Origin of the sequence: Aquisalinus flavus (assembly GCF_014640095.1) — a bacterium.
Lineage (GTDB): Bacteria > Pseudomonadota > Alphaproteobacteria > Caulobacterales > Parvularculaceae > Aquisalinus > Aquisalinus flavus.
The window spans coordinates 2,226,874-2,252,868 of record NZ_BMGH01000001.1 but is presented as its reverse complement, the minus strand read 5'-3'; the positions used below and the strand labels follow the sequence as shown (position 1 = coordinate 2,252,868).

Annotated in this window: 21 protein-coding genes; 15 read left to right on the top strand and 6 right to left on the bottom strand. The window is 61.6% G+C overall.

Features of this window, described 5'->3' with window-relative positions; translation table 11 throughout:
- The first annotated feature begins 217 nt into the window (after nucleotides 1-217).
- The 5 genes from ppdK to IEV88_RS10265 all read left to right on the top strand — a co-directional run bounded on the left by ppdK (nucleotide 218) and on the right by IEV88_RS10265 (nucleotide 6,435).
- A complete protein-coding gene (gene ppdK / locus IEV88_RS10285; RefSeq protein ID WP_188158531.1) occupies nucleotides 218-2,917 on the top strand; it encodes a pyruvate, phosphate dikinase in 2,700 nt (899 codons plus the stop codon).
- Between the two features lie 30 nt (nucleotides 2,918-2,947).
- Nucleotides 2,948-3,907 carry a formylglycine-generating enzyme family protein gene (locus tag IEV88_RS10280; RefSeq protein ID WP_188158532.1) on the top strand — a complete coding sequence of 320 codons (960 nt, stop codon included), beginning with the start codon at nucleotides 2,948-2,950 and terminating at the stop codon, nucleotides 3,905-3,907.
- Between the two features lie 350 nt (nucleotides 3,908-4,257).
- A complete protein-coding gene (locus tag IEV88_RS10275) occupies nucleotides 4,258-5,028 on the top strand; it encodes a sensor histidine kinase (RefSeq protein WP_188158533.1) in 771 nt (256 codons plus the stop codon).
- 2 nt (nucleotides 5,029-5,030) lie between these two features.
- Entirely contained in the window at nucleotides 5,031-5,654 is a 624-nt protein-coding gene (locus IEV88_RS10270; RefSeq protein WP_206711207.1) for a response regulator, read from the top strand.
- 565 nt (nucleotides 5,655-6,219) lie between these two features.
- Nucleotides 6,220-6,435, top strand: coding sequence for a hypothetical protein (locus IEV88_RS10265; protein ID WP_188158535.1), 216 nt, complete (start codon nucleotides 6,220-6,222; stop codon nucleotides 6,433-6,435).
- Between the two features lie 106 nt (nucleotides 6,436-6,541).
- On the opposite strand, the gene IEV88_RS10260 is transcribed toward IEV88_RS10265, so the two are convergent.
- From IEV88_RS10260 to IEV88_RS10245, 4 genes are all read right to left on the bottom strand, one after another.
- Nucleotides 6,542-7,132, bottom strand: a complete 591-nt coding sequence (locus tag IEV88_RS10260; RefSeq protein ID WP_188158536.1) for an NADPH-dependent FMN reductase — start codon at nucleotides 7,130-7,132, stop codon at nucleotides 6,542-6,544.
- 61 nt (nucleotides 7,133-7,193) lie between these two features.
- Nucleotides 7,194-8,198 carry a phosphogluconate dehydrogenase (NAD(+)-dependent, decarboxylating) gene (gene gnd, locus IEV88_RS10255; protein WP_188158537.1) on the bottom strand — a complete coding sequence of 335 codons (1,005 nt, stop codon included), beginning with the start codon at nucleotides 8,196-8,198 and terminating at the stop codon, nucleotides 7,194-7,196.
- 319 nt (nucleotides 8,199-8,517) lie between these two features.
- The gene (locus tag IEV88_RS10250) at nucleotides 8,518-9,393 is read right to left on the bottom strand and encodes a sterol desaturase family protein (protein WP_188158538.1); all 876 of its coding nucleotides are present in this window, start codon (nucleotides 9,391-9,393) and stop codon (nucleotides 8,518-8,520) included.
- Nucleotides 9,394-9,461: 68 nt separating this feature from the next.
- Nucleotides 9,462-9,908: a DUF6491 family protein gene (locus IEV88_RS10245; protein ID WP_188158539.1), complete on the bottom strand. Its 447-nt coding sequence runs from the start codon at nucleotides 9,906-9,908 to the stop codon at nucleotides 9,462-9,464.
- A 173-nt stretch (nucleotides 9,909-10,081) separates the two neighbouring features.
- On the opposite strand from IEV88_RS10245, the gene IEV88_RS10240 reads away from it, so the two are divergent.
- The 8 genes from IEV88_RS10240 to IEV88_RS10205 all read left to right on the top strand — a co-directional run bounded on the left by IEV88_RS10240 (nucleotide 10,082) and on the right by IEV88_RS10205 (nucleotide 19,529).
- Entirely contained in the window at nucleotides 10,082-10,807 is a 726-nt protein-coding gene (locus tag IEV88_RS10240) for a response regulator (RefSeq protein ID WP_188158540.1), read from the top strand.
- Nucleotides 10,804-12,180, top strand: coding sequence for an ATP-binding protein (locus IEV88_RS10235; protein ID WP_188158541.1), 1,377 nt, complete (start codon nucleotides 10,804-10,806; stop codon nucleotides 12,178-12,180). The genes IEV88_RS10240 and IEV88_RS10235 overlap by 4 nt, the downstream gene beginning before the upstream one ends.
- Nucleotides 12,181-12,243: 63 nt before the next feature.
- Complete coding sequence (locus tag IEV88_RS10230) at nucleotides 12,244-12,726, top strand: EF-hand domain-containing protein (protein WP_188158542.1); 483 nt, start codon at nucleotides 12,244-12,246, stop codon at nucleotides 12,724-12,726.
- A 135-nt stretch (nucleotides 12,727-12,861) separates the two neighbouring features.
- On the top strand, nucleotides 12,862-14,313 hold the full coding sequence (locus IEV88_RS10225; RefSeq protein ID WP_188158543.1) for an efflux transporter outer membrane subunit: 1,452 nt from the start codon (nucleotides 12,862-12,864) through the stop codon (nucleotides 14,311-14,313).
- Nucleotides 14,314-14,326: 13 nt separating this feature from the next.
- Nucleotides 14,327-15,526 carry an efflux RND transporter periplasmic adaptor subunit gene (locus IEV88_RS10220; RefSeq protein ID WP_188158544.1) on the top strand — a complete coding sequence of 400 codons (1,200 nt, stop codon included), beginning with the start codon at nucleotides 14,327-14,329 and terminating at the stop codon, nucleotides 15,524-15,526.
- The gene (locus tag IEV88_RS10215) at nucleotides 15,523-18,636 is read left to right on the top strand and encodes an efflux RND transporter permease subunit (protein WP_188158545.1); all 3,114 of its coding nucleotides are present in this window, start codon (nucleotides 15,523-15,525) and stop codon (nucleotides 18,634-18,636) included. Before IEV88_RS10220 ends, IEV88_RS10215 begins: the two co-directional genes overlap by 4 nt.
- A 12-nt stretch (nucleotides 18,637-18,648) precedes the next feature.
- Nucleotides 18,649-19,002 carry a hypothetical protein gene (locus IEV88_RS10210; RefSeq protein WP_188158546.1) on the top strand — a complete coding sequence of 118 codons (354 nt, stop codon included), beginning with the start codon at nucleotides 18,649-18,651 and terminating at the stop codon, nucleotides 19,000-19,002.
- Entirely contained in the window at nucleotides 18,999-19,529 is a 531-nt protein-coding gene (locus IEV88_RS10205; protein WP_188158547.1) for a hypothetical protein, read from the top strand. The genes IEV88_RS10210 and IEV88_RS10205 overlap by 4 nt, the downstream gene beginning before the upstream one ends.
- 358 nt (nucleotides 19,530-19,887) lie before the next feature.
- Here IEV88_RS10205 and IEV88_RS10200 read toward each other — a convergent pair whose 3' ends face one another.
- Both IEV88_RS10200 and IEV88_RS10195 read right to left on the bottom strand, forming a co-directional pair.
- Complete coding sequence (locus tag IEV88_RS10200) at nucleotides 19,888-22,638, bottom strand: cation-transporting P-type ATPase (RefSeq protein WP_188158548.1); 2,751 nt, start codon at nucleotides 22,636-22,638, stop codon at nucleotides 19,888-19,890.
- Nucleotides 22,639-22,736: 98 nt separating this feature from the next.
- Nucleotides 22,737-23,315 (bottom strand): NAD(P)H-dependent oxidoreductase, encoded by a 579-nt coding sequence (locus tag IEV88_RS10195; RefSeq protein WP_188158549.1) that lies wholly within the window; start codon nucleotides 23,313-23,315, stop codon nucleotides 22,737-22,739.
- A 293-nt stretch (nucleotides 23,316-23,608) separates the two neighbouring features.
- On the opposite strand from IEV88_RS10195, the gene IEV88_RS10190 reads away from it, so the two are divergent.
- Both IEV88_RS10190 and IEV88_RS10185 read left to right on the top strand, forming a co-directional pair.
- Nucleotides 23,609-24,073 (top strand): CBS domain-containing protein, encoded by a 465-nt coding sequence (locus IEV88_RS10190; RefSeq protein WP_188158550.1) that lies wholly within the window; start codon nucleotides 23,609-23,611, stop codon nucleotides 24,071-24,073.
- A 164-nt stretch (nucleotides 24,074-24,237) separates the two neighbouring features.
- Nucleotides 24,238-25,992, top strand: coding sequence for a PHA/PHB synthase family protein (locus tag IEV88_RS10185; RefSeq protein ID WP_373291183.1), 1,755 nt, complete (start codon nucleotides 24,238-24,240; stop codon nucleotides 25,990-25,992).
- The last annotated feature ends 3 nt before the right edge of the window (nucleotides 25,993-25,995 follow it).

Sequence of the window (25,995 nt, the reverse complement as noted above, 5' to 3'; positions counted from 1 at the left end):
AGGAAAAAGACAAGTACAGATGGTGAAAAGCTGGCATCAAAACCCTCTTGCGGGGCAAGTGACGAGCCTGAAGCCTGCCACCAGTGCGCGCGTCACCGGGCCGTATACGTGGGAATTAACCATCGGAAAGACCGCCGGCAAAAGCGCTTGCATACCAACAGAAGATGAAAGACCTGGCTACGTTTGGCCGATGACTTGACAAAATGGAGAGTAGACTATGGATCAGATTTCGGCTTCTCGAGCGGAGTCTTCAGAGAAGCTTGTGTACAGGTTTGGCGATGGCAAGGCAGACGGTACGCGGGAGATGAAAAAACTACTCGGCGGCAAGGGCGCAAACCTTGCCGAGATGGCGTTGTTGGGTCTGCCGGTGCCGCCGGGCTTTACTATTACGACTGAAGTCTGCACAGCCTTCTACAAGAATGCGCACGCTTATCCGGCGGGTCTGTCCCAAGCGGTCGAAGAGGGCATTGCCCACATCGAGACCGTAACCGGCAAGACCTTTGGCGATGCAGTCGATCCCTTGCTTGTTTCCGTGCGTTCAGGCGCGCGCGCCTCGATGCCTGGCATGATGGACACGGTGCTCAATCTCGGACTCAACGATGAAAGCGTGACGGGCCTCGCAGCGCTGACCGGCGATGAACGGTTCGCCTATGACAGCTATCGCCGATTCATCCAGATGTACGCTAACGTCGTTCTGCAGATGGATCACAGTTTTTTCGAGGACATCCTCGAAGAGTGCAAGCGGGACAGGGGCGTTCATCTCGATACGGAGCTGACAGCCATGGACTGGCGGACCGTCATCAATGGATACAAGGGAGCCGTGCGTAATCATCTTGGAACGGAATTCCCGCATGATCCGCGCGAGCAGCTTTGGGGCGCGACCGACGCCGTATTCAGGTCTTGGATGAACGACCGATCGAGAACCTATCGCCGATTGAACCGCATCCCCGAGGATTGGGGCACCGCGGTCAATATACAGGCAATGGTGTTCGGAAATATGGGCGAGACCTCGGCAACTGGCGTTGCCTTCACCCGAAACCCGTCTAACGGGGAGAACCAGATATATGGCGAGTTCCTGAAAAATGCACAGGGTGAGGACGTCGTTGCCGGTATCCGTACCCCGAGTAACCTGACCAAGCGGTCTCGTATCGAGATGGGTAGTGACGCTCCCTCGCTGGAGGAGTGTATGCCGGAGACCTATCAGGAACTGATCGGATTCTTCGAGAGGCTTGAAAGTCACTATCGGGATATGCAGGACATCGAGTTCACGGTTCAGGAAGGCAAACTCTGGCTATTGCAGACGCGCACCGGCAAGCGTACGGCGAAGGCTGCGATCAAGATCGCGACCGATCTGTGTAAGGAGGGGATCATCAGCATGGAGGAGGCAGTGATGCGCGTCGAGCCGGAAAGTCTCGATCAGCTCCTGCACCCCTCGCTCGCTCCATCCGAGAAAAACGTTCTCTTGACGCGTGGACTGCCGGCAAGCCCTGGCGCTGCGGCCGGCAGCGTCGTGTTCACGGCAGATGAAGCTGAGGAGGTGGCACGAGACGGTACCAAAATCATACTGGTGCGTGATGATACCAGCCCGGAGGACATTCACGGCATGCATGCTGCGGCCGGTATAGTCACTGCCCGTGGCGGGATGACCTCTCATGCCGCCGTTGTTGCCCGCGGCATGGGCAGGGCCTGCGTTTCCGGAGCGGGCGAGATCCGCTTTGCGCCGGACCGCAAGTCGTTTACGGTCGGCAGTGCCGTGATCAAGAAGGGTGACATCATCACTATCGACGGATCGACCGGAGAGGTTTTCCTCGGTGAGATACCGACGATTCCGCCGGAAATGTCGGAAGAGTTTGAGACGCTGATGAACTGGGCGGATTCGCTCCGCCGCATGGGTATCCGTGCAAATGCGGAGACCCCGGTCGATGCCCGCAGGGCACGGGCATTCGGCGCCGAAGGTATCGGCCTGTGCAGGACCGAGCACATGTTCTTCGATCCGGAGCGCATTCTCGCGGTGCAGGAAATGATACTTGCTGAGACGCAGGAAGATCGCACGACGTCGCTTTCGCGCCTCCTCGACATGCAGCGGCTTGATTTCTACGAACTATTCCTGGTAATGAAGTCCTATCCGGTCACAATCCGTCTACTGGATCCGCCGCTGCATGAATTCCTGCCGCAGGCGGATGATGACATCCGCGCTGTGGCGAGGGCCTCGGGTGTCGATATCTCGATAGTGTATCAGCGCATCAAGGACCTGAATGAGGTGAACCCGATGCTCGGTCACCGCGGCTGCCGCCTAGGGGTCACCTATCCCGATATCTACGAAATGCAAGTGCGCGCCATCCTTGAGGCAGCCTGCGATACAGTCGAGAAAACGGGCGTTTCTATAGCGCCGGAGATCATGATTCCGCTGGTCTCGGTGAAGGAAGAGCTGACGATGCTCAAGGCGCGTATCGATGACATCGCGGCGCAGGTCTTCGCGGCCAGGGGGCGTATGCTCGACTATCATGTCGGCACGATGATCGAACTGCCCCGCGCCGCGCTGGTCGCTGACCAGATTGCGGAAGAGGCTGAGTTCTTTTCTTTCGGCACCAATGATTTGACACAGACGACCTTTGGTCTGTCGCGTGACGATGCCGGTGCCTTCCTGCCCGCCTATCAGAAGGCGAAGGTGATGCCGGAAGACCCATTCGTCACTCTCGACCGGGATGGAGTCGGCACACTGATGAGGATCGCTGCCGAGAAAGGCCGTGCCACGCGTCGCAGCATCAAGCTCGGGCTCTGCGGCGAGCATGGTGGCGATCCGCGCTCCATAGACTTTTGCGAGATGATCGGGCTCGACTACGTCTCCTGTTCGCCATACCGTGTCCCTGTTGCGAGACTTGCCGCCGCCCAGGCGGCTATCAAGGGCAGTACTTGAATTCTGCGGAAAGCCGAAATTGAGGAGATGATGATTTCAGGACGAAATTCAGTCGGCACTGTCTCCGGCCTGGTCGTTTGGATCGGCTTTCTGGTGGTTATCGCCGCGTGCTCCCAGGGGGAAGACGCCGCATCGTCTCCCGCGGGGCAAGCCCGGTGCCTCGATCTGCAGGGCAGCGAGCCTGTCGCCGTCACTGGCGGCTCGTTCACCATGGGGACGGATGAGGGCTATGCCGATGAGGCCCCCGCGCGCCAGGTGACGGTCGGGTCCTTCCGGATCGACCGCCACGAGGTCACCAACCGGCAATTTTCTAAGTTTGTCGAAGAGACCGGTTACGTCACGCTGGCCGAGCGCCAGCCCGACCCGGCAGACTATCCCGGTATTCCTGCCGACCAGCTGGTGCCTGGCTCTGCCGTGTTCACGCCCGACCTGGTTGAGAATTTCGGCCAGTGGTGGTCCTTCGTCGAAGGGGCGAGCTGGCGTCACCCGACAGGCCCAGACAGTTCGGTCGATGATTTGATGGATCATCCGGCGGTGCACCTGGCCCATGAGGATGCCGCCGCCTATGCCGACTGGGCCGGTGGCAGACTGCCGACGGCGGCCGAATGGGAATATGCCGCGCGCGGCGGCCTTGATGGCGCCCGTTATGAATGGGGCGAAGAGCCGCCCCATGAAGGCGCACCGAAAGCCAATACGTGGCAGGGGGTCTTCCCGGCGCAGAACAGCGCCAGCGATGGTCATGCCGGGCTGGCGCCTGTCGGATGCTATCCGCCAAACGGCTACGGCCTGCATGACATGACCGGCAATGTCTGGGAATGGGTGGCCGACGAGGTCAGTGCCGATGGCCGGCTGGGCACGGTCAAGGGTGGCTCTTACTTATGTGCACCCAATTACTGTCGCCGCTATCGCCCGGCAGCGCGGCATGATCAGGAAACGGACTTTTCCGCCTCCCATATCGGGTTTCGCGTCGTCTATGATGCTGCGGAGTGATCCTTGATCGCGAAAAGGGGTTTGCTTGATATCAGTTCCAATTTCCCTGATATCAATTGCAGGGAATTTACTGCCAACTCTCTGAACTTCGGTCCTTTTTCTCGAGCAAGTAGCAGAAAGCCTACTGGAAGCGGCGGACTTCCCTGTATTTTCACAGGTTTCTGGGAAATCCCGGCAGAGACCCGCTCGATCAGGCTGCCCTCCACCGCCAGCATTTTCCGAGCGAACCGGGGTTTGTCAAAACGTCAGGCCGTCGCCGCAACCGTCTGCGACAAGGCGTTCACCGCCAATGGCCTCAACCAATACAGCAGAGTGGGCTCGGCGACGCCGACCTATGATGGCAATGGTATATGCTCACTGATGGGGAAGGCTGGACCTATAGCTTGATTTGGCTTCGTTCGTCCTATCTGGCGCGACGGGTTCAGGAAAAGTATAATGAGCGGCTTCTCGAACGAGAGCGAATTGCTCGCGACCTGCACGATACGCTCCTGCAAGGATTTCAGGGGCTGATCCTGCGGATGCAAGCGGTCGCAAACGATTTGCCCTCTACGTTCAACGCCAGACAGAGAATTGAGGAGACTCTGGATAGCGCCGAGCATACTCTCCTTGAGAGTAGAGAAAGCATCACCAATCTGCGTACCAGCGTGCCAAAGTGCGACTTGCCCACTGCGTTGGCTCTGACAGCGGGAGAACTCGCTCGTGATTTCCCGACGAGATTCCGAGTGGATGTGGAGGGCCATCGCCGGAAATTACATCCCCTGGTCCGGGCTGAAATCGAAATGCTTGGACGAGAGGCCCTGACCAATGCCTTCAAGCATGCACATGCCCAGAAAATCGCTGTCGAAATATCCTACAGGCCCAATGAATTCAGGCTAAGAGTTATTGATGACGGGGTTGGCATGGAACAGGACGTCAGTTCAAAGGAGCAAATTGCAGGACATTTCGGGTTGCAGGGTATGAGGGAACGCGCACGCGAGATGCGTGCAAGCTTCACGATACACAGCAAGCGCGGCGCTGGTACAGAAATTCTGGTATCGTGTCCGGCGACGATCGCCTATGGAGACCAGAGTGCGGGAATACGATCGGTCATTGTCAACATCACACGCTTTTTCAGGCCATGAACATGTCTAAACCCATCCGTATACTGGCAGCGGACGACCACCCGATGATTCGGGAAGGAATAGCCGCCATAATTCAAACGCAGGCGGACATGGACCTGGTCGGGGAGGCCTCGAATGGAGTCGAGGCCATTGAAAAGTTCAGCCAGCTTCGACCTGATGTGACTCTGATGGATCTTCAGATGCCGGACATGACTGGCATCGACGTGATCAAGGCTATCAGACTCAAGTACAGCGAGGCCAGGATACTGATCTTAACGTCGTATAGCGGTGATACCAATGCAGTCAGGGCGCTCAAAGCTGGCGCGTATGGCTACTTGCTCAAGAGCACGTTGAGACGCGAACTCCTTGACGCCATTCGAACTGTCCATGGCGGACGCAAACGCATCCCCTCGGATATCGCAGCGGAAATTGCCGAACATGCAGGCGGGGACGAATTGAGTGAAAGGGAGATGGAGATTCTTGGCCGCCTGGCAGCTGGCGGTTCAAACAAGCAGATAGCGGTGCGCCTCGGGATCTCGGAACAGACTGTGAAAGCCCATATGAAGAGCATTCTTGCCAAGCTTGGCGCTCAGGATCGCACGCAAGCCGTCATGCTCGCAATCAAGAGGGGCATCATCTCGGTTTAGCTATCGGCCCTGGAAGTGTAAACCGCTTCCGGTCTTGAGGACTTCGACTCAGGTTTTTGCAACGGGAGCGGAGGAATGAGGACGAGTTGCTCAAGCATTCTGTCAGTCTGAAAGCGCGCGAGTGTTGATTGCCTTGGCTGCATGAGCCAACCTTTGAGACGCTACTCTCCTCGGTCAGCCACTTTTTCCCGCCCTCAGTCATCGTTACAGGAGCGTTGCGTATCTCCTGAGCGCCCCCGCATGCGGATGATCTTCCAAAAAGCCGGTATTTGCGGGATGGAAATCAAGAGAGAAGTCTAAACCGCAAGAACGGCACCGGCAGAGCATGTCCAGTGATGCAGAGGGCTACCGTGCGCGCTAGTGTTCATCAAGGGCGAGGTGACAATGCGCTGATGCTGCACGGTAACCTCGTTGCGAGGTAATACGGAAAGATCGAAACTCAAGATCTATCCGGGCCTCTCGCACGGGATGTTCTGTACCCATCCCGACCTGACAAATGCCGACCTGCTTACCCTCGGACAGGCCTGAACCGGCAACCATGCGTTACACTGATGGGAACTGAACGATGCCGGATTTTGGAAACCGTCAGGAAAAACGGATCAGCAAGCTCCAGATACTGGTGACTGACTCCGAAAGGGAAGTCATCGATGACTGGCGGTTCGACAATCGGGCAACGAACCGGTCTGCCGCCGTGCGCGCATTGATCGTGCTCGGCATGGAAATGTGCAAGCAGCATAAGGATGACGCCAGGGATATCTTGAGCAACATGGACGACATTTGATCGAGGATAACGCCCCCGGACGATCATCGGCGAGGCGGCGAATGGCCCTGCATCCCCGTTCCGGGGGGTGAACTCACCCAAGCACCGCTTGATGTGACCGGACGGTTCAGTATGGTGGCTTGCTTTTGTTGCGCTGGGCGCAGGCCGCCTCGGTCCACCACGCAAGATCGGCGGAAAAGCGCGGAAACGCCCTTTCCAATGACGCGCCGCCCTTGCCGATGGGCCGCGCCTCGGCATCGAGAGCGTCGCTGATACCGCCCACGGCCAGCGAACTCGAGATCACGACCATCCCCATTTCCGACAGCGTACCGTGCCAGGCAAGCGCGGCACGCGCGCCGGCCATGCGCCCGGCCGAATAGCTGGCAATGGCTGCAGGCCGCCAGAACCACTCCTCAAGAAAATGGTCCGTAAGGTTCTTCAGACCCGGCTGGATACCCCAATTATACTCGCCGGTGACGAACACGAACGCGTCGGCGGTGCGGATCTTGCCGGCCAGGTCCTCCAGCACGGCAGGGGCCTCGCCCGCGGCGTATTCCTTATACATGCGGTCGAGCATCGGCAGGTCGATTGCCTTGGCGTCGATCAGATCGACATCATTGCCGGCTTCGCCGAATGCCCGCTCGAGATAGCGCGCCAGACGGATTCCCTGCCGGTCGGTACGATAGGAGCCGTAAAGGACAAGAATTCTGTGAGCCATGGTATTCCTTTCCGAAACTACTCCTTAAAAACAGGGAACAGACTCGACGCTAAGATGCCTGTTACTTCACCGGCACGCGGCCGCTTGGTTTCTTGCCTTCTATATGGCCGCCGAACTGTTCGCGCATGGCGGACAAGAGCTTGTCGGCATAGGATTGCTGACGGCGGGACTGGAAGCGGGTGAACAGGGCCGCCGAGATCGTCGGAACAGGGACGCCTTGTTCTATCGCGGCCTCGATGGTCCAGCGCGCCTCGCCGCTGTCGGAGACATAGCCCTCGTAATTGTCCAGCGCCGGATCGGCGGTCAGGGCATTGGCATTGAGATCGAGCAGCCAGGAGCGGATGACCGAGCCGCGGCGCCAGACCTCGGCCAGCGCGGCGACGTCGAAGTCGTAATTGAGCGCCGCGTCGCGCGCGGGCGAGCGGGCATTCTTTAGAATGTCGAACCCCTCCGCATAGGCCTGCATCAGGCCGTATTCGATGCCGTTATGGACCATCTTGGCGAAATGGCCGGACCCGACAGGGCCGCAATGGACATAGCCCTTTTCAGGGCGCGGGTCGGCGCCGTCGCGGCCCGGCGTCGGCGGTACGGTGCCCGTACCGGGAGCCAGCGCATCGAAGACCGGGTCGAGGCGCTCGATATGGTCGCCCGGCCCGCCGATCATCAGGGAGAAGCCTTCTTCCAGCCCCCAGACGCCGCCGGACACGCCGACATCGATATAGGCGATGCCGTGCTCCTCCAGCTGCCGGGCGCGGGCCAGATCGTCCTTGTAATAGGTATTGCCGCCGTCGATGATGCAGTCGCCTTCCGAGAGAAGCGGCGTGATGCTCTCCAGCGTGCTTTGCGTTACCTGGCCGGCGGGCAGCATCAGCCAGACGGTGCGCGGCGCGGGCAGGGACGTGAGGGCCTCGAGATCGGCCAGCGGGGCGGCGCCCTCGCCGGCCAGCGTCTTGATCGCGGCGGCGTCGATATCCCACACGGACGGGGTGATGCCGGCGCGCATCAGGCGGCGGGCAATGCCTGCGCCCATCCTGCCGAGCCCCACGATAGAAAAACTTCCCTGCATGACCGGTTCCTTTCACAGCTGTGTCCGCCCTATATGCGGTGCGGGGCGCAGCGCTGCAAGCGCGCGCGCCGATTCGCCCGCAATACCGGCAACGTCTACCCCGAGGGCGGCCACGAAATCCGGGCGTTGTTGGCATGAGCGAACCGGGCAGAGCCTGTCTCATCAACGCGTCCCGCGGTCATTGTTTGCACCTGTCTGGCTGAATTTCCATCGCTTACGCGGGTGAGAAAAAGGCGCCCGCGCGGCAGGGTGAGGTCCGCGCGGGCGCGACGGGAATCAGGCGACCAAGGGAGGGTGGGGGGACCTTGCCTGAACCCGTTTATTCGACCGGCAAAGCCGGGGAAGCCAGCCGATCGGTAGAGTCATGTGTATCGGGCTGACGGCCCGGCCGGCCGAACAAGGCGTGAAAGACGCCTCGAGCCGAGCCGGCCTTGCGCACGTCGCCGATCAGATTGCCCCATTCGTGGAAGGCGATGACAAACGGGTTGTTCGATCGCAGCGGCCGGGTCAAACCGTATACGGCAGGTATATCTGGCCGTTCGGCCTGGAAGGTGCCAAACAGGTGGTCGAAGACGATCAGCACACCACCGAAATTCCTGTCGAGATATTCCGGGTTTGAACCGTGATGGACACGGTGATGAGAGGGCGTGTTGAAAAGCCATTCCAGGGGGCCGAGCCTGCCCACCGCCTCCGTGTGGATGAAGTACTGATATTGCAGGTTCATCATCAGCAGCGTCGCGACCAGCAATGGGTGGAAACCGAGCATTATCATCGGCAGGAAGAAAACCCAGATGCCGGAGATCCCGGCGGTCCAGCTCAGGCGGGCCGCGGCTGGCAGCGTCAGTTCGTTCGCCGAATGATGGACGGCATGGGACGCCCAGAACCACCGAATAGTGTGGCTGAAGCGATGCTGCCAGTAATAGAAGAACTCCAGCACAAGGAAGCCCGCGAGCCAGGTTCGCCAATCTTCGAGCGGCCACTGAGCCGGCGCCAGGGAGAAAACGCCGAGCATGGCGATGCCAATGCCGCCATTGATGATCCCCTTGATCAGGACCTGGCCAGCCATCGTTCCCAGCGTGCCGCCAAGCGCGGCGAGATCGTAACCCCGGCCGGTACGAACGCGCCAGCGATACTCGATCACCGACAGGACCAGAACCGCGACAAGAAAAAGGACAGAGGGTTGCAATACGGGCATGACAGGTCTTTCGGTCAAGGGGTCAGGCAGGGACTGCGGCCGTGAACCGCGTCCCGGATGAGCCGGCGTCAGTCATTCGCAACGCCGGTGCTGGTCGAGGCTGCGACCTCTGCCGCCTCATCCCAATCGTAAAGCCCGGTGATCACACAGACCTCGCCGCTGCGTGGGCTGCCGGTAAGAAGCTTGTCACCGCGCGCAAGACAGGACGAGCCGGTTCCGCTGCGCGTCGCGAGACCAGCGAAGGCCGAGGCGGGATTGCACATGCCGGACAGTTCAGCCATGTACCACTCGCCGCGCGCTTCGAGCAGGACCGCGTCATCGCCCAGCATCCGCCACCCGTCGCTTCCGCGCGGACAGATCTGGCCGACCGCCTTGCCTTGACGGGCATTGATTTCTGCACTGACGACGGCCTGTGCCTGCGCCCGCTCTGCCGCCTGCTCGGGTGTTGACGAACAGGCGGTCAGCACGCAAACGCCAAGCAGGGCACCAAGGGTGCCGTGGTTCATAAATGACATGGAAGCCTCCTATGGTTCGAGTTGATGGGGACGGTTTTAGTCCGCCGGCGTTTCCGCGGTGTGCTGGAATTGACCCGAGATGTTGCGGAATGTTGCGGATGCCCCGGGCCTGGCAACGAAACAGGACAAAAGCGGCGTGGCGTGCGCGCGCCCGACCGGTTATCTTGCGATTCATGCACACTGCCCACCGCATCCTTGTTGTCGATGATGACGCTGACATCCTTGCGCTGATGGAAGGCGTGATTTCGCGCAACGGCATGACCGCCGGGACGGCTCGCTCGGCTGCCGAGGCCGAGGCGGTTCTCGAAAGCTTCCCGGCGGACCTGATCGTGCTCGACCTGATGATGCAGGGCGAGGACGGTCTGTCCTTCTGTCGGCGCCTGCGCGCGCGCTCGAATGTGCCGATCATCATGCTGACGGCCCTTGCCGAAGATGTGGACAGGATTGTCGGGCTGGAGATCGGCGCCGACGATTACCTTGGCAAGCCATTCAATCCGCGTGAACTGGTCGCGCGCATCAAGTCCGTCCTGCGCCGGGCCCGGGATGCAAAGCCTATCGACGACGCCGGCGGCAATTCCGACTTCGCCTTCGGTCCTTTCCGCCTTTCTCCGGTGCAAATGTCACTTGCTCATCAAGATGGCCGCTCCGTGCACCTCACTTCGGGCGAATTCGCGCTGTTGCTGGCCCTGGTCGAACGCGCGCCACGGGTGCTTTCGCGCGACCAGCTGCTGGACCTGTCCCGCGGCGCCGTCGCCAATCCCTTCGATCGCAGCATCGACAGCCAGATCAGCCGTATCCGCAGCAAGATTGAAGTCGATCCGCGCTATCCCGAATACATCAAGACAGTGCGCAACCTCGGTTATGCCTTTGCGGCAAGTGTAGGCCGGATCCGGATATGATGGGCTGGCTCGTGCAAGGCACATCCTCCATCGTTGTCAGGATCACGGCGGTTACTCTCGCCGCGCTTGCGCTGATGTTCGCCGCCTTTTTCTTGTTCATGCAGACCCCGTTTCTGACGCAAACCCTGTATCCCCGGTACCTGTCCGAGAATGCGGACAGTATCGCCGAGCTGGTTTGGCTCATTGAGACCTCACCGCAGGAAATCCAGCCCTTCATTCTCTCCGCGTATGGTAGTGGCCTGCGCACTGCAGCCATCGGTGATGCCTTCACCGACGAGTTGAAACCGCGCGCGGACATGCAAGCACGATTTTCGGCGGGTGACAGCGATGTCGCCATGCGTCTGGAGGGCAGGGACATACGCTTCCAGATGCTCGGAGCGCTCCCACTGCAATACCGGCTCAAGCAGGAGGGCGCGCGCTCCATTGAAGTGATCGCTGCGCTGCAGGTCGCGATTGAGCTTGACGACGACCGCGTCCTGAATGTCTGGCTCGCCCCCGCCCATACGCTCAACCGGCGTGCCGCAGGCCTTACCGCGGCGGTGCTCGTTTTCGGGCTCTTCTCGGCCGCCCTTGGCATCGCCATCGCCATCGTCACGCTGCAACCCATCCGCCAGCTTGAACAGGACGTCGAGCGGGTTGAACTGGGCGATGCCGGAGCGGCTCTTTCGGAGACCGGTCCGGCTGAGTTGCGACGGGTGTCTGCGGCGCTCAACCGGATGCGCGAGCGCCTGACGGGGCTTATTCGCGAGCGTGAACAGATGGTTGCCGCCATCGCCCATGATGTCAGGACGGGGATCACGCGGATCCGCTTGCGAATGGACGAGCGCGGGGCTTTATCTGCGCATGAAGTCGAGGGAGACATTGCCCAAATGGAGGCGCTGATCTCTGACATGCTTGCCTATGCCCGCGCGGAAAGCCCGTCGGGTCCGCAGGAGCTGATCCGGCTCGCAGAGTTCGTGGGCGACCTGGCAGAAACCGCGCCCTATCCAATCGACATCAGCCTGGAAGAGGGCGAAGACTTCACCATTGCAGGCGATCCAGTCGCGCTGCGCCGGCTGTTCGAGAACCTCCTCGAGAACGCCCGGCGCTATGGCGGCGGCGAGATCGCGGTTCGGATCGTCGCGCAAGACGGCGGGCGCGACATACGCATCGAGGACAATGGCCCTGGCTTGCCGGACGACCTCCTTGAATCCGTTTTCCAGCCCTTCCAGCGCGGTGAAACCTCCCGCAATCGGGCCACGGGCGGAACCGGCCTCGGTCTCGGCATCGCCCGGGCCATCGCCGCGGCCCATGGCGCGAAACTGCGCATCGAGAACCGGCGCGAGGGCGGTCTTGTCGCCATCGTGCGGTTTCCGGAGATCCTGAGCACGTAACCGGGCGTCTCATCGGCAACATTTCGCGACAAACTGTTTCAGTCGCGCCAAACTAATTTGAAGATGCTGGTCTATACCGCTCCTCGCAACAACACTGTTCCTGGAGAAATATTCATGACCGTCAAGACCGCTATTCAGACCCGCCTGTTCGCCCTTGCTGGAACCGCCTTGATGTTGGCTGCCGCAGGTCCCGCATCGGCGCAAACGGCTGAGCGCCTCGCTGAGGCGGATGCCAACGGAGACGGCAACATCTCATGGCAGGAGATGCTCGACATGCGGGCAGCCACTTTTGACCGCCTTGACCGCAATGGCGACGGCTTCATCGACAGCGCAGACCGTCCGCGCATCAAGGCGGCCCAGGCAAAGTTCGACGAAGCTTTCGCCAGTCTGGAAGATGCCGATGTGAATGGCGACGGACGCATTTCCAAGAGCGAAATGCTCGATGCCCCGGCCCCGATGTTCGAGAAAGGCGACATCGATGGCGACAAAGTTCTGACTGCAGAGGAATTGTCGGCGCTGCGCGAGCAGGCGTCTGAGCAGAGATAGTCCTGCGCAACGACCCGGCGCGCCAGGCTTGAACGCTCTGGCGTACCGGGCTTTCGACTTTGGGGGGGAGGGTCCTGGGGGGCAGGTCCTGCACGGACGATCCGTTCGCTGCATTATTTGACGGGGGAGCGCGGCATGGAGAGTATGCAGAAGTTCGGGCCGTTCGCCGGCCTTGTACTGAGTGCGGTCGCGAGCGGCTGCTCACTGACACCGAAACCGGAAATGCCCGGACTCGTTGGCGAGATCCGGAGTAGTGAGAGCTTCTACCAATCCGGCTCGACGATTTCCGGGTCGCCGGACATGCAAGCGTGGTGGCTGGATGTCGGCGGCGCGGAGCTCGATGAACTGGTCAGTGTGCTTCGCCGTGACTCCCTCACTCTGCGCGAAGCGCGCTTGCAGGCCGATCAGGCGAGGGAGGCTGCGCGGATCGCACGCGGTCAGCGCCTGCCCTCCGCTGCCGCTATTGGAGAGATTGCGTCCAACAGGACGCCCGGGCTGGCCGGAGACTTCTCCTGGTCGGAGGCCTACACTGCCGGACTGCTTGTTGATTTCAATACCGACGTCTTCGGGGGCCGTCGCGCAGCCGAGCGTTCCGCTGAACTCAACGCCATTGCAAGTGAACTCGCGGTCCAGGCAAGCGAGCAGCGGGAAATCGCGATCCTGGCGCGTGGCTGGGTCTCGGCGGCAACATTGCAACGCCGCCTCGATCTTGCCCGGCGTACCGCAGACAGCTTTCGCGCGACCTATGAACTCACCGAACAGCGCTACGAGGCAGGATCGGCGAGCGCATCGGCCAGCGATGTTCAGATCGCCCTGCAGAACCTCGAATCCGCGCTCGTCGAGATCCCGCAGATCGAAGCGGACCTCAGCCGGCAATGGCTTGCCATAGACGAGCAACTGGGGCGTGTGCCGGGCGAAACCGAGAAGACGTTCACCGGTGTGTTTGCCCTTTCCGAACCGTTCGAGGCGCCGGTCGGCCGCCCGGCCGCGCTTCTCTCCGGCCGCCCGGACGTCGCCATTGCCGAGTTGCGCTATCTGGCAGCACTTGAGGATGTCGGCGCTGCTCGGGCCTTGCTCTATCCGGCGATCTCACTCGGCGCATCGCTCACCTTCCGGGGCGACACGCCGGACGAGGTGTTCGATTGGGACCGCCATGTCGCCAGTCTCGCAAACTCTCTCACGGTGCCGATCTTCCAGGGAGGCCGGCTCAAAGCGCAGATACGCCTCGAAGAAGCGCAGGCCGAGGAACTGGCGAGCGCCTTTGCGCGGACAGCCCTTGGCGCCGTGGTCGATGTGGAGATCGCGCTTGCCGAGCTCGCTGGCCTGCAAGAGCAGAAAGTCCGACTGGAAGCCGCCCTGGAAACGGCGAAACTCTCCAACGAGCTTGCACAGGGGCGCTACCGGCAGGGACTGATTTCCATTCTTGCCGTGCTCGAGACCCAACGCAGCCTCAACGCGGCCGAGCAGAACATCATCCTGACCGACCAGGCTACCGCCAATGCCCGGATCGACCTCTTCCTGAGCCTTGGCGGCGACTGGACGGGCGCGGTGTCCGCGTCCGAGCCAGTCAATAATTCCGTATCCTGACTGGGGGGAAACCATGTCCAGACCCGATGAATTGCCCGACAAATCAGCCCCGCAAACGCGCACCCGCAAGGGTTGGCTCAGCGGCATCCTGCAGCTTGTCCTCGTCATCGGCGTCCTCGCCGCCGGCGTGTTGGCCAACAATGTCCTTTCCAGCATGTCGACCGCGCCACAGATCCGTGCCGCCGGCGCGTCCGGCGTGGCAGTCAGCGTGGTCCAGCCAGATATCGGTGAAACCCGGATCCGGCTTCTTGAAACCGGGACGGTACAGGTCCGAAACTCCGTCGAATTGAGTCCCCAGGTGAGCGGGCGGGTTGTCTGGGTCAATCCGGCGCTTGCATCCGGCGGCACCTTCAAGAGGGGCGAGGTCCTGTTCCGCCTTGATGGCGCCGATTATCGCGCAGCGATCGACCGGGCCGGCGCAGACCTCGCCGCCAGGCAAGCCGACCTGCAGGTCGAGCAAGCCGAGGCCGACATCGCCCGGCGGGAATGGGAACTGGTCAATCCCGGTGAGCCGGTCCCGTCCAATGTCGCCCGCGAGCCACAACTCGCCCGGGCCGAAGCCGCGGTTCGCTCGGCGCAAACCGCCCTAGCCGATGCCGAACGGAATCTTTCACGGGTGAATTTCTCGCTGCCCTTTGACGGCCGTGTGCAGGCGACCGCCATAGAAGTCGGGCAAAACCTCATCGCCGGGCAGTCCTATGGACGGGCCTATGAAGAAGGCGGGATCGAAGTGTCGGTCCCGGTCAATGCGGCCGTATTGCAGGGATTGGCGCCAGCGGAGGGACGCGAGGCCGTGGTGCGGCCGCGACAGGTCCTTCTCTCCGAGGGCACCGTAGCCTATGCGGCGATTGTCACGCGCGCCGATGCCGAGCTTGACCCGCAGACGCGGCTTGCGCGCCTGACGCTTGAATTCACCGAGGAAGTGCCGCTTCTGCCCGGTGACTTTGTCGATGTGGAAATCACCGGTCCCGTCATACCGGGCACATACCGGTTTCCCGAGTCGGCCCTGCAGGAGAACCGCAGCGTGTGGGTGGTCGAGGACGGCCGCCTTGCCCGCCGGCAACCGCAACTGGTTTTTGTGGAGGACGGCGTGATTTCGGCGCTGCCCTTCGATACCGCCGACGGCATCGTCGTGGGTGCGCTGAATGACCCGCAGGAGGGTGATCCAGTGGTTTCTGAAGGTGACGTGCGCGCCGATGGGGAGCGGCCATGACCCACGGCATGCCCGAGCGGCGCGGTCTGATTGCCTGGTTTGCCCAAAACAGCGTCGCTGCCAATCTCCTGATGTTTGCGATGTTGATCGGCGGCCTGATCGTGATGGATCGGACCAAGGCCGAAGTGCTGCCGCAGATCGACCCCCGGGCGATTACGGTCACGGTCTCATATCCCGGTGCGACGCCGGTGGAGATCGAGGACGGAATCACCAGGCGGATCGAAGAAGCCGTTATGGGACTGGAAGGCGTCGAGCGTGTCAGTTCCGCCGCGGCGGAAAGCCTCGGCACCGTCACGCTGGAGCTCAGCGCCTTTGCCGATGCAAAGTCGGTCAAGGAAGACGTGCAGTCAGCTGTGGACCAGCTTGAGGAGTTTCCGCCAGCCGATGCCAATGAACCCCGGGTGGTGGTGGCTGAATCCGTCTCGTCGGTGATGCGGCTCGTGGTTGCGGGCAATGTGGGCGAGAAGGCGCTGAAGCAAACCGCGGAGAATCTTCGGCGCGACCTCCTCGCTGAAGACGGCATCAGTCTGGTGACCCTGCAGGGCGCGCGCGACTATGAGATCGCTATCGAGGTGTCTGAGGACGATCTCAGTGCCTATGATCTCCGCATCGAACAGGTTGCGGCGGCCATACGAAGCTCGTCGGTCAACCTCTCCCTCGGGACGGTCCGTACCTCGGGCGGCGACGTGCTCCTGCGCACCGATAATGAAGCACGCGACGCCGCCGCCCTCGCCGAAATCGTGGTGATCAGCGACCGCGACGGCCGGCGCGTCCGTCTTGGCGAGATCGCCACCATCAAGGATGGTTTCGTCGAAGTCCCGCTGATCAACACCTATAATGGCGAACCGGCGGTGTTCCTGCAGATCAACCGGGCAGGCGACGAGGATTCCTTTGACGTGCGCGAGACCGTTGCGGCCTTTCTCGAGACCTACAATCCGCCGTCGGGAATCGAAGTGCTCGGTATCAGCGACACGACCGAAATCGTCGGCGACCGGGTCAACCTGCTGCTTCGAAACGCCATCATGGGCCTTGCCCTGGTGTTCGTGTTTCTTTCCCTGACACTTGATCTGAGGCTCGCCTTCTGGGCCAGCATCGGCATTCCATCGGCTTTCCTTGGTGGCTTCATCCTGTTCGGCCAGTTCACCACCATCAACATGACCTCGCTGCTGGGCCTGATCGTCGTGCTCGGCATTGTTGTGGATGACGCCATCGTGGTCGGCGAAAACATCCATGAGCAGCAGCACCGCAGGGGTGCCGGCGTCCTCTCGGCGATCGCCGGCGCGCAGGGTGTCTTCGTGCCTATTCTGGTCGGCGTCACGACAACGATGATCGCGTTCGGGACGCTGCTGCTATCGTCCGGTATGATCGGTCAGGTCTTGCGGCCGGTTCCGATCGTGGTTCTCAGTGTGCTGTTCCTTTCGCTGATCGAGGCTTTCCTGATCCTTCCTGGTCACCTCGCCCATGGCCGGGACTGGAGCAGGGGCGCGATGCTGGGGCTGAAGAACGCCGTCCAGAAGGGTATAGACGGGATACGCGACATCGTTTTCGTGCCGCTGGCCCGGCTCAGCGTCACCTTTCCCTATTTCGTTATCGCTGCCTCCATTGCCCTGCTGATCGCCACGTCGGGGCTAGTGTCCGGCGGGCACATCCGGTTCATCTTCTTCCCCACCGTGGAAGGGGACGAAATCACGGTCGCGCTGGAAATGCCCGCCGGCACCCCCTTCGAGCAGACGGAGGATGCGATGCAGCGGGTGATCGATGCGCTCGAAACCGGCGTCGGCGGCGAGGATACAGGTCTCTACCGTTCCCTTTCTGTCACCGTAGGCGGACGATTGTCCTCGGGATTTGGGGAAAGCGGGACGGAGCTGCGCTCCGAGATCGCCATCGCCACGCTGGAACTCGCGCCGGCAAACCTGCGCGACCTCACCTCCGCCGAGATCGAACGGCGCTGGCGCGCCGCCGTCGGGCAGGTTCCGGGCATAAAGTCCCTGACCTTCGAATCGTCGGGCCTCGCGGCAGGCGCCGATGTGAGTTTCAATCTCTCTCACCCGGATGATGACGCCCTGCTCGAAGCGGTCGCGCGATTGACGGCTGACATGGACACCATCGCAGGGGTCAGCGAGATCCAATCGACAGCCCAGCCAGGCAAGCGCCAGATCGAGTTTGCGCTGACGCCGGCGGGGATCGCTGCGGGCCTGACGGTGGACGATCTCGCCAGAAGCATCCGACGGTCCTATTTCGGCGAAGAGGTGCAGAGGTTCCAGAGAGACGGCGAAGAAGTCGAAGTGTTCATTCGTTTCCCGGAGAACGAACGCCGCAGCCTCGCCGATCTCGCCCGCCTGCGCATTCCGCTGCCGAACGGTTCGGAAGTGTCGCTGAGCACCGTGGCAAGCTTCGAGGAAACGCGCAGCTTCGTTACAATAGACCGCGTCGACGGCCAGCGCGTCGTCAGCATCAGTGCCGATGTGGACGAAGCCGTCACCACACCAGGCGACGTGACAGCCTTCATCGAGGGCCAGTTTATGGAACAGTTGGTGAGCGACTATCCGGGCCTGCGCGTATCTGTGGAAGGCCAGGCGCGCGATCAGGCCGAGGAAATGGCATCTCTTATCCAGAACTTCCTGATCGCCATGCTCGCCATCTATGCCCTGATCGCAAGCGTTCTGCGCTCCTACATCCAGCCGCTGGTGATCATGGCGATCATTCCCTTCGGCCTTGTCGGCGCGATCTTCGGTCACTTGCTGCTCGGCTTTGACCTGTCCTTCCCGTCGCTCTTCGGCGTGGTCGCCCTGTCCGGCGTAATCATCAATGACAGCATCGTGCTCATCGACTATTTCAACGAGCGCGAAAAAGAGGGCGGCAACCGGCTGGACAATATTGTCGAAGCGGTGCGGCGCCGGTTCAGGCCCATCCTGATCACGACGATGACCACCTTCATCGGCCTCATCCCGATGATCTCGGAAACGAGCATCCAGGCCCAGTTCCTCATCCCCATGGCGGTCAGCCTGGCCTTCGGCATCCTGTTCGGCAGCATCCTGATCTTGCTGCTCGTTCCCGCCTGCCTCGCTCTCGGGGCCGGCAAACGCTCGACCCGGTCGGCCCATGTATAGAGGGACACTCCCATGAGACTTGCCTGTATTGCCATGATCGCGCTTCTCGCCGGATGCGCCACAGCCAACCAAGGCGGCCCCGAAACGCTGCTCGCCGCGCCGGTGGATTGTTCCACGGCGGAGTCAGACCTCGCCGCGCTCGAAGCCGCCATGCCCTCGCGCCGGGAACGTGCGCGCTCGGCTGTCCAGTCCGTGACACCCGTTGGTGCCCTCAGCGGTGCCGTGACGGGAACGTATACTGAGCGACTTGAGGTTCTGTCCGGAGCCACCGAGGAGCAACTCTCTGCCCGTATCGACGACATCAAATCCCAATGCGGCATAGCCGACGAGGCCAAGCCAATCACCCAAAAGGAAGTAACAGAATGATCTTTTTCAAACTTGCGCACTTAGGCAAAATCGCGCTGGTCGTATCACTCAGTGCGCTTGGCGGTTGCGAAACCATGCCAACAGCCTGGAAGGCTGAGACAGCAGCGATCGACGAGACGACGGGCGAGGGTGTGTACTACCCGAAAGTTTCGAGCGTCGAGACCCCGGATATCCGGTTTGGCCGTATGGCCGGCTTTGGGCCGCAGGAACGTCAGTTCTTTGTCGACCAGGTCAACCTCGCGGCCAGCACACCTGGCCGGACATTTCCGATCGTCGCGCAAGCCGTTGGTGAGAACAACGAAACGCTTGTCTTCACCTATCTTGGTGACGGATCGATGACGCCTTATCTCTCGCGCGGCATTCTTGCGCGCCTGACATCAATCACGCGCGCCGCTCCAGCCATCGCGGAGATGGGGCTCAGCAGCGAATTCGATGTCTACAACATGGCCGCGGTGCTCGGTTTCGCGCGCGTCACTGTCACGGACGGCCGCCATTTCGCCCATCAGGCCGATCTCCGGCAGAGCTGATCGAGGGCAGTCCGGCACGCGCACTGGACGGCTTCCCTCTGATCACGGGGCGCCGTATCTCCTCCGTGACCGGCAACACCTCCGTCGTGCGGTGCGCCCTCCAGGAGAAAGGATACCTGACCAGATCATGCGATCCGGGAACAGCGGAAAGCCGCATCCCGTGCAGTCTCGCGTATATGCGCTCACATCGGGAAATGCCGGAGCCGACCCCATCCAGAGCACATCCGCATGATCAAGCTGCTGACCATTTGTCCCGGCCTGGCGTTGATCCCGGCTCCGCCTGCCGTGAATTGACAAGGATCAACCAGGGCCGGCACGGCCGGACGACCGCGGTCATCTATCCTTCATGCAATAACCGTCAGGACGGCGCAGGCCGCTTGTTGGCGCGCTGAAGGGTCAGGCGCAGCTGCTTTTCAAGCTCCAGGATCACGAACAGGACAACGCCGATAGCGACGATCAGCAATCCATCACCCAGCGGTACCGATTGCGTGCCGAATATGGTCTGGAGCGCGGGAATGTAGGTTATGGCGAACTGCGCCGCCGTCAGGACGGCAATGGTCGTCCAGATCAACCTTGTACCTGCAAGAGCCTTCAGGTTGAGGGACGTGCCATAGATGTTCCGGATAAAGAACAGGTGGAAAATTTCCATTACCACCAGCGTGTTGAGGGCGATGGTCCGTGCAAGCTCGGGGGTGTACCCCCTGTCGACGGCATAGGAAAACATGCCGAACACGCCTGCCAGAAACAGGATCGAGACAAGGACGATATGCCAGGCCAGTTCCGGCCCCAGCAAGGGCTCGTCCCGACGCCTTGGGGGACGGCGCATGGTGTTCGGTTCCGTCGGCTCGAAGGCAAGGACTATGCCCAGCGTCACGGCAGTGACGAGATTGACCCAAAGAATCTGCACCGGGGATATGGGAAGCGGCATGCCCACGAGCAGGGCGACGATGATCGTCATCGCTTCACCGCCATTGGTCGGCAGGGTCCAGCTGATCACCTTCTTGATGTTGTCATACACCGTCCGCCCTTCCCGCACAGCAGCAGCAATGGAGGCGAAATTGTCGTCGGCAAGCACGATGTCGGCGGCTTCGCGCGCAGCTTCGCTGCCTTTCAGACCCATTGCAATTCCGGCATCTGCGCGTTTGAGGGCGGGGGCATCATTCACCCCGTCTCCCGTCATCGCGACGGTCAGGCCGTGCGCCTGAAGCGCCATGACCAGGCGCAGCTTGTGCTCGGGGCTGGTCCGGGCAAAAATGTCTACGCCCATGATCCGCCGAGCAAGCTCTGCATCGTCCAGCCGGTCAAGATCGGCGCCGGTCATGACGCCTTCGGGGCGCTCGATCCCGATCTGCCTGCCGATGGCAGCGGCCGTACCCGGATGATCCCCGGTAATCATCTTGACTCGGATCCCTGCCTCGCGGCAGTCGGCAATGGCGGCAATCGCTTCCGGGCGCGGCGGATCGATGAGGCCGACGAGACCGACAAGCGTGAGCGCACCGGTCAGGTCCGCGGGCGACAGGGACGAGGCCCCGGCGACGGCGGGCCCGGTGGCGAGGGCGAGAACGCGTTGACCGTCTTGAGCCAGAGTCTCCGCCATCTCCAGCCAGTAGGCCCGGTCAACGGGCCGCGTCTCGCCCGCCGGCAAGCGCTCTGTCGCACACATTTCCACGAGACGTTCCGGCGCGCCCTTGACGTAGATCACGCCCTGCCCGTCCGGCGTTTCGTGGAGCGTTGCCATGAAACGGTGACGGGAATCGAAGGGAATGGCGTTGCGGCGGGGACGTCCGTCCGCAATGGCACCATGGTCACCCAGGACCTTCGCGGAAAAAGCCAGAAGTGCGCCTTCCATCGGGTCGCCATTGACGTGCCAGACACCATCCTGTTCGGCGATCCCGGCATCGTTGCACAGGGCCGCCGCCCGCGCCAGTTCATGCAGCGCCTTCATGCCGGCCGGATCGGCATTGCTGTCCAGCGGGGTGACACTCCCTTCCGGCGCGTAGCCGTTTCCCTCGACTTGATAGCTGCTGGTGCGGGTGACTGCCGAGCGGACCATCATCTCGTTGCGGGTGAGGGTGCCGGTCTTGTCGGTGCAGATGACCGATACAGAGCCAAGGGTCTCGATCGCCGGCAGGCGCCTGACAATCGCATTGCGCCTTGCCATGGCCTGAACGCCGATCGCCAGGGTGATGGTGAGAACGGCCGGCAATCCCTCTGGGATCGCTGCGACGGAGAGGCCGACGACAGCCATCAGCATGTCGGCAAAGGGCTGGTGGGAAACGAAATAGCCAAAGACGAGAAGCAGGGCTGCCACGGTGAGGATGAGCAGGGTCAGCCATTTTGCGAAAATATTGATCTGAAGGACGAGCGGTGTCGTCAATGTCTCGACGCCGGAAAGCATGCCGCTGATGCGGCCGATCTCGCTTTCCCTGCCTGTCGCGACAGTCACGCCCCGCGCCTGACCGGCGGTGACAAGGGTGCCGCCATAGGCCATGCCCACACGATCGCCGAGGGCGGTATCGACATCGACGGAACCGGTATTCTTCTCAACCGGAACGGATTCTCCTGTCAGCATCGATTCCTGAATGTAGGTGCCATTGGTCTCGAAAAGCCGCAGATCCGCCGGGACCTTGTCGCCGGCTTCAAGAACGACAATGTCGCCGGGCACCAGGTTCTGGCTGTCAATGGAAACCCTCTTGCCGTCCCGAAAAACGCCGGCTTTCACCCTGAGCATGGCCTGGATCGATTCCATGGCCCGTTCGGCGCGGCCTTCCTGGATAAAGCCGATGGTCGCGTTCGCAATCACCACCGCCAGTATGACGCCCGTGTCGACGAAGTGACCAAGAGCGGCGGTCACAAGCGCGGCGGCGATCAGGACATAGATGAGGATGTTATGGAAATGCCTCAGGAAGCGTATTATCGGGCCGGGCCCCGTCGCCTTGGGCAGCAGGTTCGGGCCATATTGCGCGAGCCGGCGCTCTGCCTCGATCGCGGTCAGTCCCGCGCTCGAGGTTTCAAGGGACTCCAGGACCGTGTTTGCCGGCACGGCATAGGCTGGCGGTGTTGCGGGCGTGGCGGTGAAAGGCCTCGTCTCAGGCGTGTTTTCGGGCATCGGTTACTCTGTTTCAACAAGGTCGGGAAAAGTCAGTCTGCGGAGCCCGGGGAACCGGCTGGGTTCCCGGTTTCTCCCCGCTGTATGACGTCTGTATCCTATTTCTCGTGCCGGCCAAGGTTACGGACATGGTCGAGATGCTTGCGCGCCTGGTCCGGTGTCAGTTCACCGGCGCCACCGATCAGGGTGTCGTGGACAGGCTTGATCCCGGCCATGCCGAGGATGCCGGACTCCATGCTTTTGACCCCGTGGGCACCGAAAAACAGCCGGTAGGCCGGCGCCGGCATCCCCATGGTCACGATCACCCGCGCCGATTTTCCCTTCAGCATCTGGCGCGGCCAGCCGCCTTTCTCGTTCTGGGCGATCGCGAACTCGTTGCGGCAGAGTTGCTCGAAAAAGGCCTTGAGCAGGGCCGGCATGGTGCCGAGCCACAGGGGGTAGACAATGACGAGGTGATCGGCGGCGCTGACGGCTTCCTGTGCCTCACGGATGGAGGCGGGCGGTGGGGTCGGAAAATCATCCGGGTCGCTCAGGAGCGGGAAATCCAGGGCCGCGATGGCGAGGCGGTTGACTGTCGCCCCGGCCTCGCGGGCGCCAGCCTCATAGGCATCGGCGAGGGCGTGACAGAAATGGCCGGAATTGCCGTGCGGATGCCCCTGTATCAGACAGATCGTCATTATACTTCTCCCGAAGAGTGAAATTCGAACCCCAAGGATGCATGATAGCAGGGCGCTATCCCCTTCCCCTTGATACAGGTCAATTAAAGCAGGATCAGCCAGCGTTGCGCTGGCGGACCAGTAACCTGTCCCGGATCATGTTACCGGGAAACAGAATGACGGTGTCGTCATCACGGTTGTCCAGTCCGGTTTCTCCTAAGGCAGACGGCCGGGCCGGTAATTGACCTGGCTCAATGTTCCGGTGCGGTGACAGGCCTAGTATCGGGTATCGATGTTTGCATGGAGAGATCACAATGCTCGTCAAGGACGCCATGACTGCCGGGATCCGGATCGCCGAACCGGACGAATTGCTGCCCCACGCAGCCAAGAAGATGAGAACCCAGAATATCGGCGCCCTCCCGGTCGTCGAAGGAGGACGGCTTGTCGGTATGATCACTGACAGGGATATCGCGGTGCGGGCCGTTGGCAGCCACAAGGATATTCCCGTGACCAAAGTCAAGGAAATCATGTCGGAAGAATGCATCTGGTGTGCCGAAAACGCGCAGCTGGAAGATGCGATCCGGATCATGGAGCAGAATCAGGTCCGCCGCCTGCCTGTCATGAATGACGACCACAGGATCGTTGGCATGCTGAGCATCGAGGATATTGCCCTGTTTGCGCCGGTCTCCCTTGTCGGCGAGGTGATGAAAGCGGTCGCCATCCGCAATCGTGACCTGCTCGACAGCGAACCGGTCACGACGAGAAGCATCAGACAATAACGGAGCGTGCGATGGGTGACGGTCAGAGTCCGTGCGAGGAACCGGCACCGGCGGGCGCTTCCGCGCCAGAGGACCTCCACGATACGGTGGCAAAGCTCATGCAGGGCTTCTGGCCGGGCTTTTCCTATATGGCCGAAAAAACCGGCGCGCTTGACCTGTCCCTCATGCCCGATTCATACAGTGCGACGGCGCTCGCCGAGGTGATGGACCGCGCCAGCCGTGCCGCCCTGGGGCGTATGACTCTCGGCCTGTCGCCCGGCGCCCTGCTCGGTGCATGGACGGACTGGGCCTCCCATCTTGCCCTGTCGCCCGGCAAGCAGATGCAGCTCGTGCACAAGGCACAGAAAAAGTCGGCGCGGCTCTTCAGCTATGCGGCGGATTGTGCGTGGAGGGGAAATGCCGGGCCCTGCGCGATCCAGCCGCTGCCGCAGGACCATCGTTTCGAGGGGGCGGACTGGCAGGCGTGGCCGTTCAACCTGATGTCCCAGTCCTTCCTGTTCACGCAGCAATGGTGGCACAATGCGACGACCGACGTGCGCGGCGTCACGGCGCAACATGAGCGCGTGATGGCGTTCACCGTCCGCCAGATGCTGGATGTCTGGTCCCCGTCCAATTTCATCGCGACCAATCCTGAAGTCCTGCGCGAGACCGTGATGACGGGCGGCGCCAGTCTTGTCCGGGGATGGCAGAATTTCGTGGAAGACGCCGAGAGAATGGCCGGCGGCGGCAAACCGGCGGGAGCGGAAGCGTTTAGGCCCGGCGAAGCGGTGGCGGTGACACCTGGCACGGTCGTCTGGCGCAATCACCTGATCGAATTGATCCAGTATGCACCGTCTACGGACAAGGTCCATGCCGATCCGGTGCTGATCGTGCCTGCCTGGATCATGAAATATTACATTCTCGACCTGTCGCCCGAGAACTCCCTGGTCCGCTACCTTGTCGGCGAGGGCCATACCGTGTTCATGATTTCCTGGCGCAATCCCGGTCCCGAGGACCGTGACCTGGGGATGGAAGAGTATCGTACTCTCGGGGTGATGGCGGCACTCGCTGCGATCGGGCGTATCGTGCCCGAGCGCAAGGTCCATGCCGTTGGCTATTGCCTCGGCGGCACGCTGCTGGGGATCGCCGCCGCTGCAATGGCCCGGGCGGGGGACGACAGGCTCGCCTCGCTGACTTTCCTCGCCTCGCAGTTCGACTTCAGCGAGGCGGGCGAACTGACCCTGTTCATCAACGAAAGCCAGGTCGCCTTTCTCGAAGACGTGATGTGGGAGCAGGGGTTCCTCGACGCGCGGCAGATGGCCGGCGCCTTCCAGCTGCTGAGGTCCGGCGATCTGATCTGGTCGCGCATGGAACGCGACTATCTGCTCGGTCAGCGCAGAGAGATGACGGATATCATGGCCTGGAACGCCGATGCGACGCGCATGCCCTACAGGATGCACTCGGAATATCTGCGCCGGCTCTTCCTCGACAACGATCTTGCCGAGGGACGATACAGGGTGAACGGCAAACCGGTGTCGATCTCGGACATCAGAGTGCCGGTATTTTCTGTCGCGACGACACGCGACCATGTCGCGCCGTGGCAGTCGGTGTTCAAGATCCATACCCTTGCCGATACCGACGTGACTTTTCTGCTGACGACCGGCGGGCACAATGCCGGCATCGTCAGCGAGCCGGGTCACCGGCGGCGATCTTTCCGCATGCACCGCACGGCCCCGACTGATCGTGCCGCCGATCCGGATCTCTGGCTGGCGGTGGCGCAGGAACGGGAAGGCTCCTGGTGGCCGGCCTGGCAGGCCTGGCTGGCCGAACGCGCCGGTTCTCTTGTCGAGCCACCCGTGATAGGACTGGCGGGGGCGGAGAATGACGGGATTTCCGGCCCGCCGATCGCCGCGCCCGGGACCTACGTTTTCATGGAGTAGCAG

Excerpts from the sequence above, each read along its gene's own strand:
- IEV88_RS10225 (WP_188158543.1), top strand. The coding sequence starts at position 12,862 with ATGGAGAGTATGCAGAAGTTCGGGCCGTTCGCCGGCCTTGTACTGAGT.
- IEV88_RS10275 (WP_188158533.1), top strand. The coding sequence starts at position 4,258 with ATGCTCACTGATGGGGAAGGCTGGACCTATAGCTTGATTTGGCTTCGT.
- IEV88_RS10235 (WP_188158541.1), top strand. The coding sequence starts at position 10,804 with ATGATGGGCTGGCTCGTGCAAGGCACATCCTCCATCGTTGTCAGGATC.
- IEV88_RS10185 (WP_373291183.1), top strand. The coding sequence starts at position 24,238 with ATGCCCGATTCATACAGTGCGACGGCGCTCGCCGAGGTGATGGACCGC.
- IEV88_RS10200 (WP_188158548.1), bottom strand. The coding sequence starts at position 22,638 with ATGCCCGAAAACACGCCTGAGACGAGGCCTTTCACCGCCACGCCCGCA.
- IEV88_RS10220 (WP_188158544.1), top strand. The coding sequence starts at position 14,327 with ATGTCCAGACCCGATGAATTGCCCGACAAATCAGCCCCGCAAACGCGC.
- IEV88_RS10280 (WP_188158532.1), top strand. The coding sequence starts at position 2,948 with ATGATTTCAGGACGAAATTCAGTCGGCACTGTCTCCGGCCTGGTCGTT.
- IEV88_RS10210 (WP_188158546.1), top strand. The coding sequence starts at position 18,649 with ATGAGACTTGCCTGTATTGCCATGATCGCGCTTCTCGCCGGATGCGCC.
- IEV88_RS10240 (WP_188158540.1), top strand. The coding sequence starts at position 10,082 with ATGCACACTGCCCACCGCATCCTTGTTGTCGATGATGACGCTGACATC.
- IEV88_RS10215 (WP_188158545.1), top strand. The coding sequence starts at position 15,523 with ATGACCCACGGCATGCCCGAGCGGCGCGGTCTGATTGCCTGGTTTGCC.
- IEV88_RS10205 (WP_188158547.1), top strand. The coding sequence starts at position 18,999 with ATGATCTTTTTCAAACTTGCGCACTTAGGCAAAATCGCGCTGGTCGTA.
- IEV88_RS10230 (WP_188158542.1), top strand. The coding sequence starts at position 12,244 with ATGCTGGTCTATACCGCTCCTCGCAACAACACTGTTCCTGGAGAAATA.
- ppdK (WP_188158531.1), top strand. The coding sequence starts at position 218 with ATGGATCAGATTTCGGCTTCTCGAGCGGAGTCTTCAGAGAAGCTTGTG.
- IEV88_RS10190 (WP_188158550.1), top strand. The coding sequence starts at position 23,609 with ATGCTCGTCAAGGACGCCATGACTGCCGGGATCCGGATCGCCGAACCG.
- gnd (WP_188158537.1), bottom strand. The coding sequence starts at position 8,198 with ATGCAGGGAAGTTTTTCTATCGTGGGGCTCGGCAGGATGGGCGCAGGC.
- IEV88_RS10260 (WP_188158536.1), bottom strand. The coding sequence starts at position 7,132 with ATGGCTCACAGAATTCTTGTCCTTTACGGCTCCTATCGTACCGACCGG.
- IEV88_RS10245 (WP_188158539.1), bottom strand. The coding sequence starts at position 9,908 with ATGTCATTTATGAACCACGGCACCCTTGGTGCCCTGCTTGGCGTTTGC.
- IEV88_RS10195 (WP_188158549.1), bottom strand. The coding sequence starts at position 23,315 with ATGACGATCTGTCTGATACAGGGGCATCCGCACGGCAATTCCGGCCAT.
- IEV88_RS10270 (WP_206711207.1), top strand. The coding sequence starts at position 5,031 with ATGTCTAAACCCATCCGTATACTGGCAGCGGACGACCACCCGATGATT.
- IEV88_RS10250 (WP_188158538.1), bottom strand. The coding sequence starts at position 9,393 with ATGCCCGTATTGCAACCCTCTGTCCTTTTTCTTGTCGCGGTTCTGGTC.
- IEV88_RS10265 (WP_188158535.1), top strand. The coding sequence starts at position 6,220 with ATGCCGGATTTTGGAAACCGTCAGGAAAAACGGATCAGCAAGCTCCAG.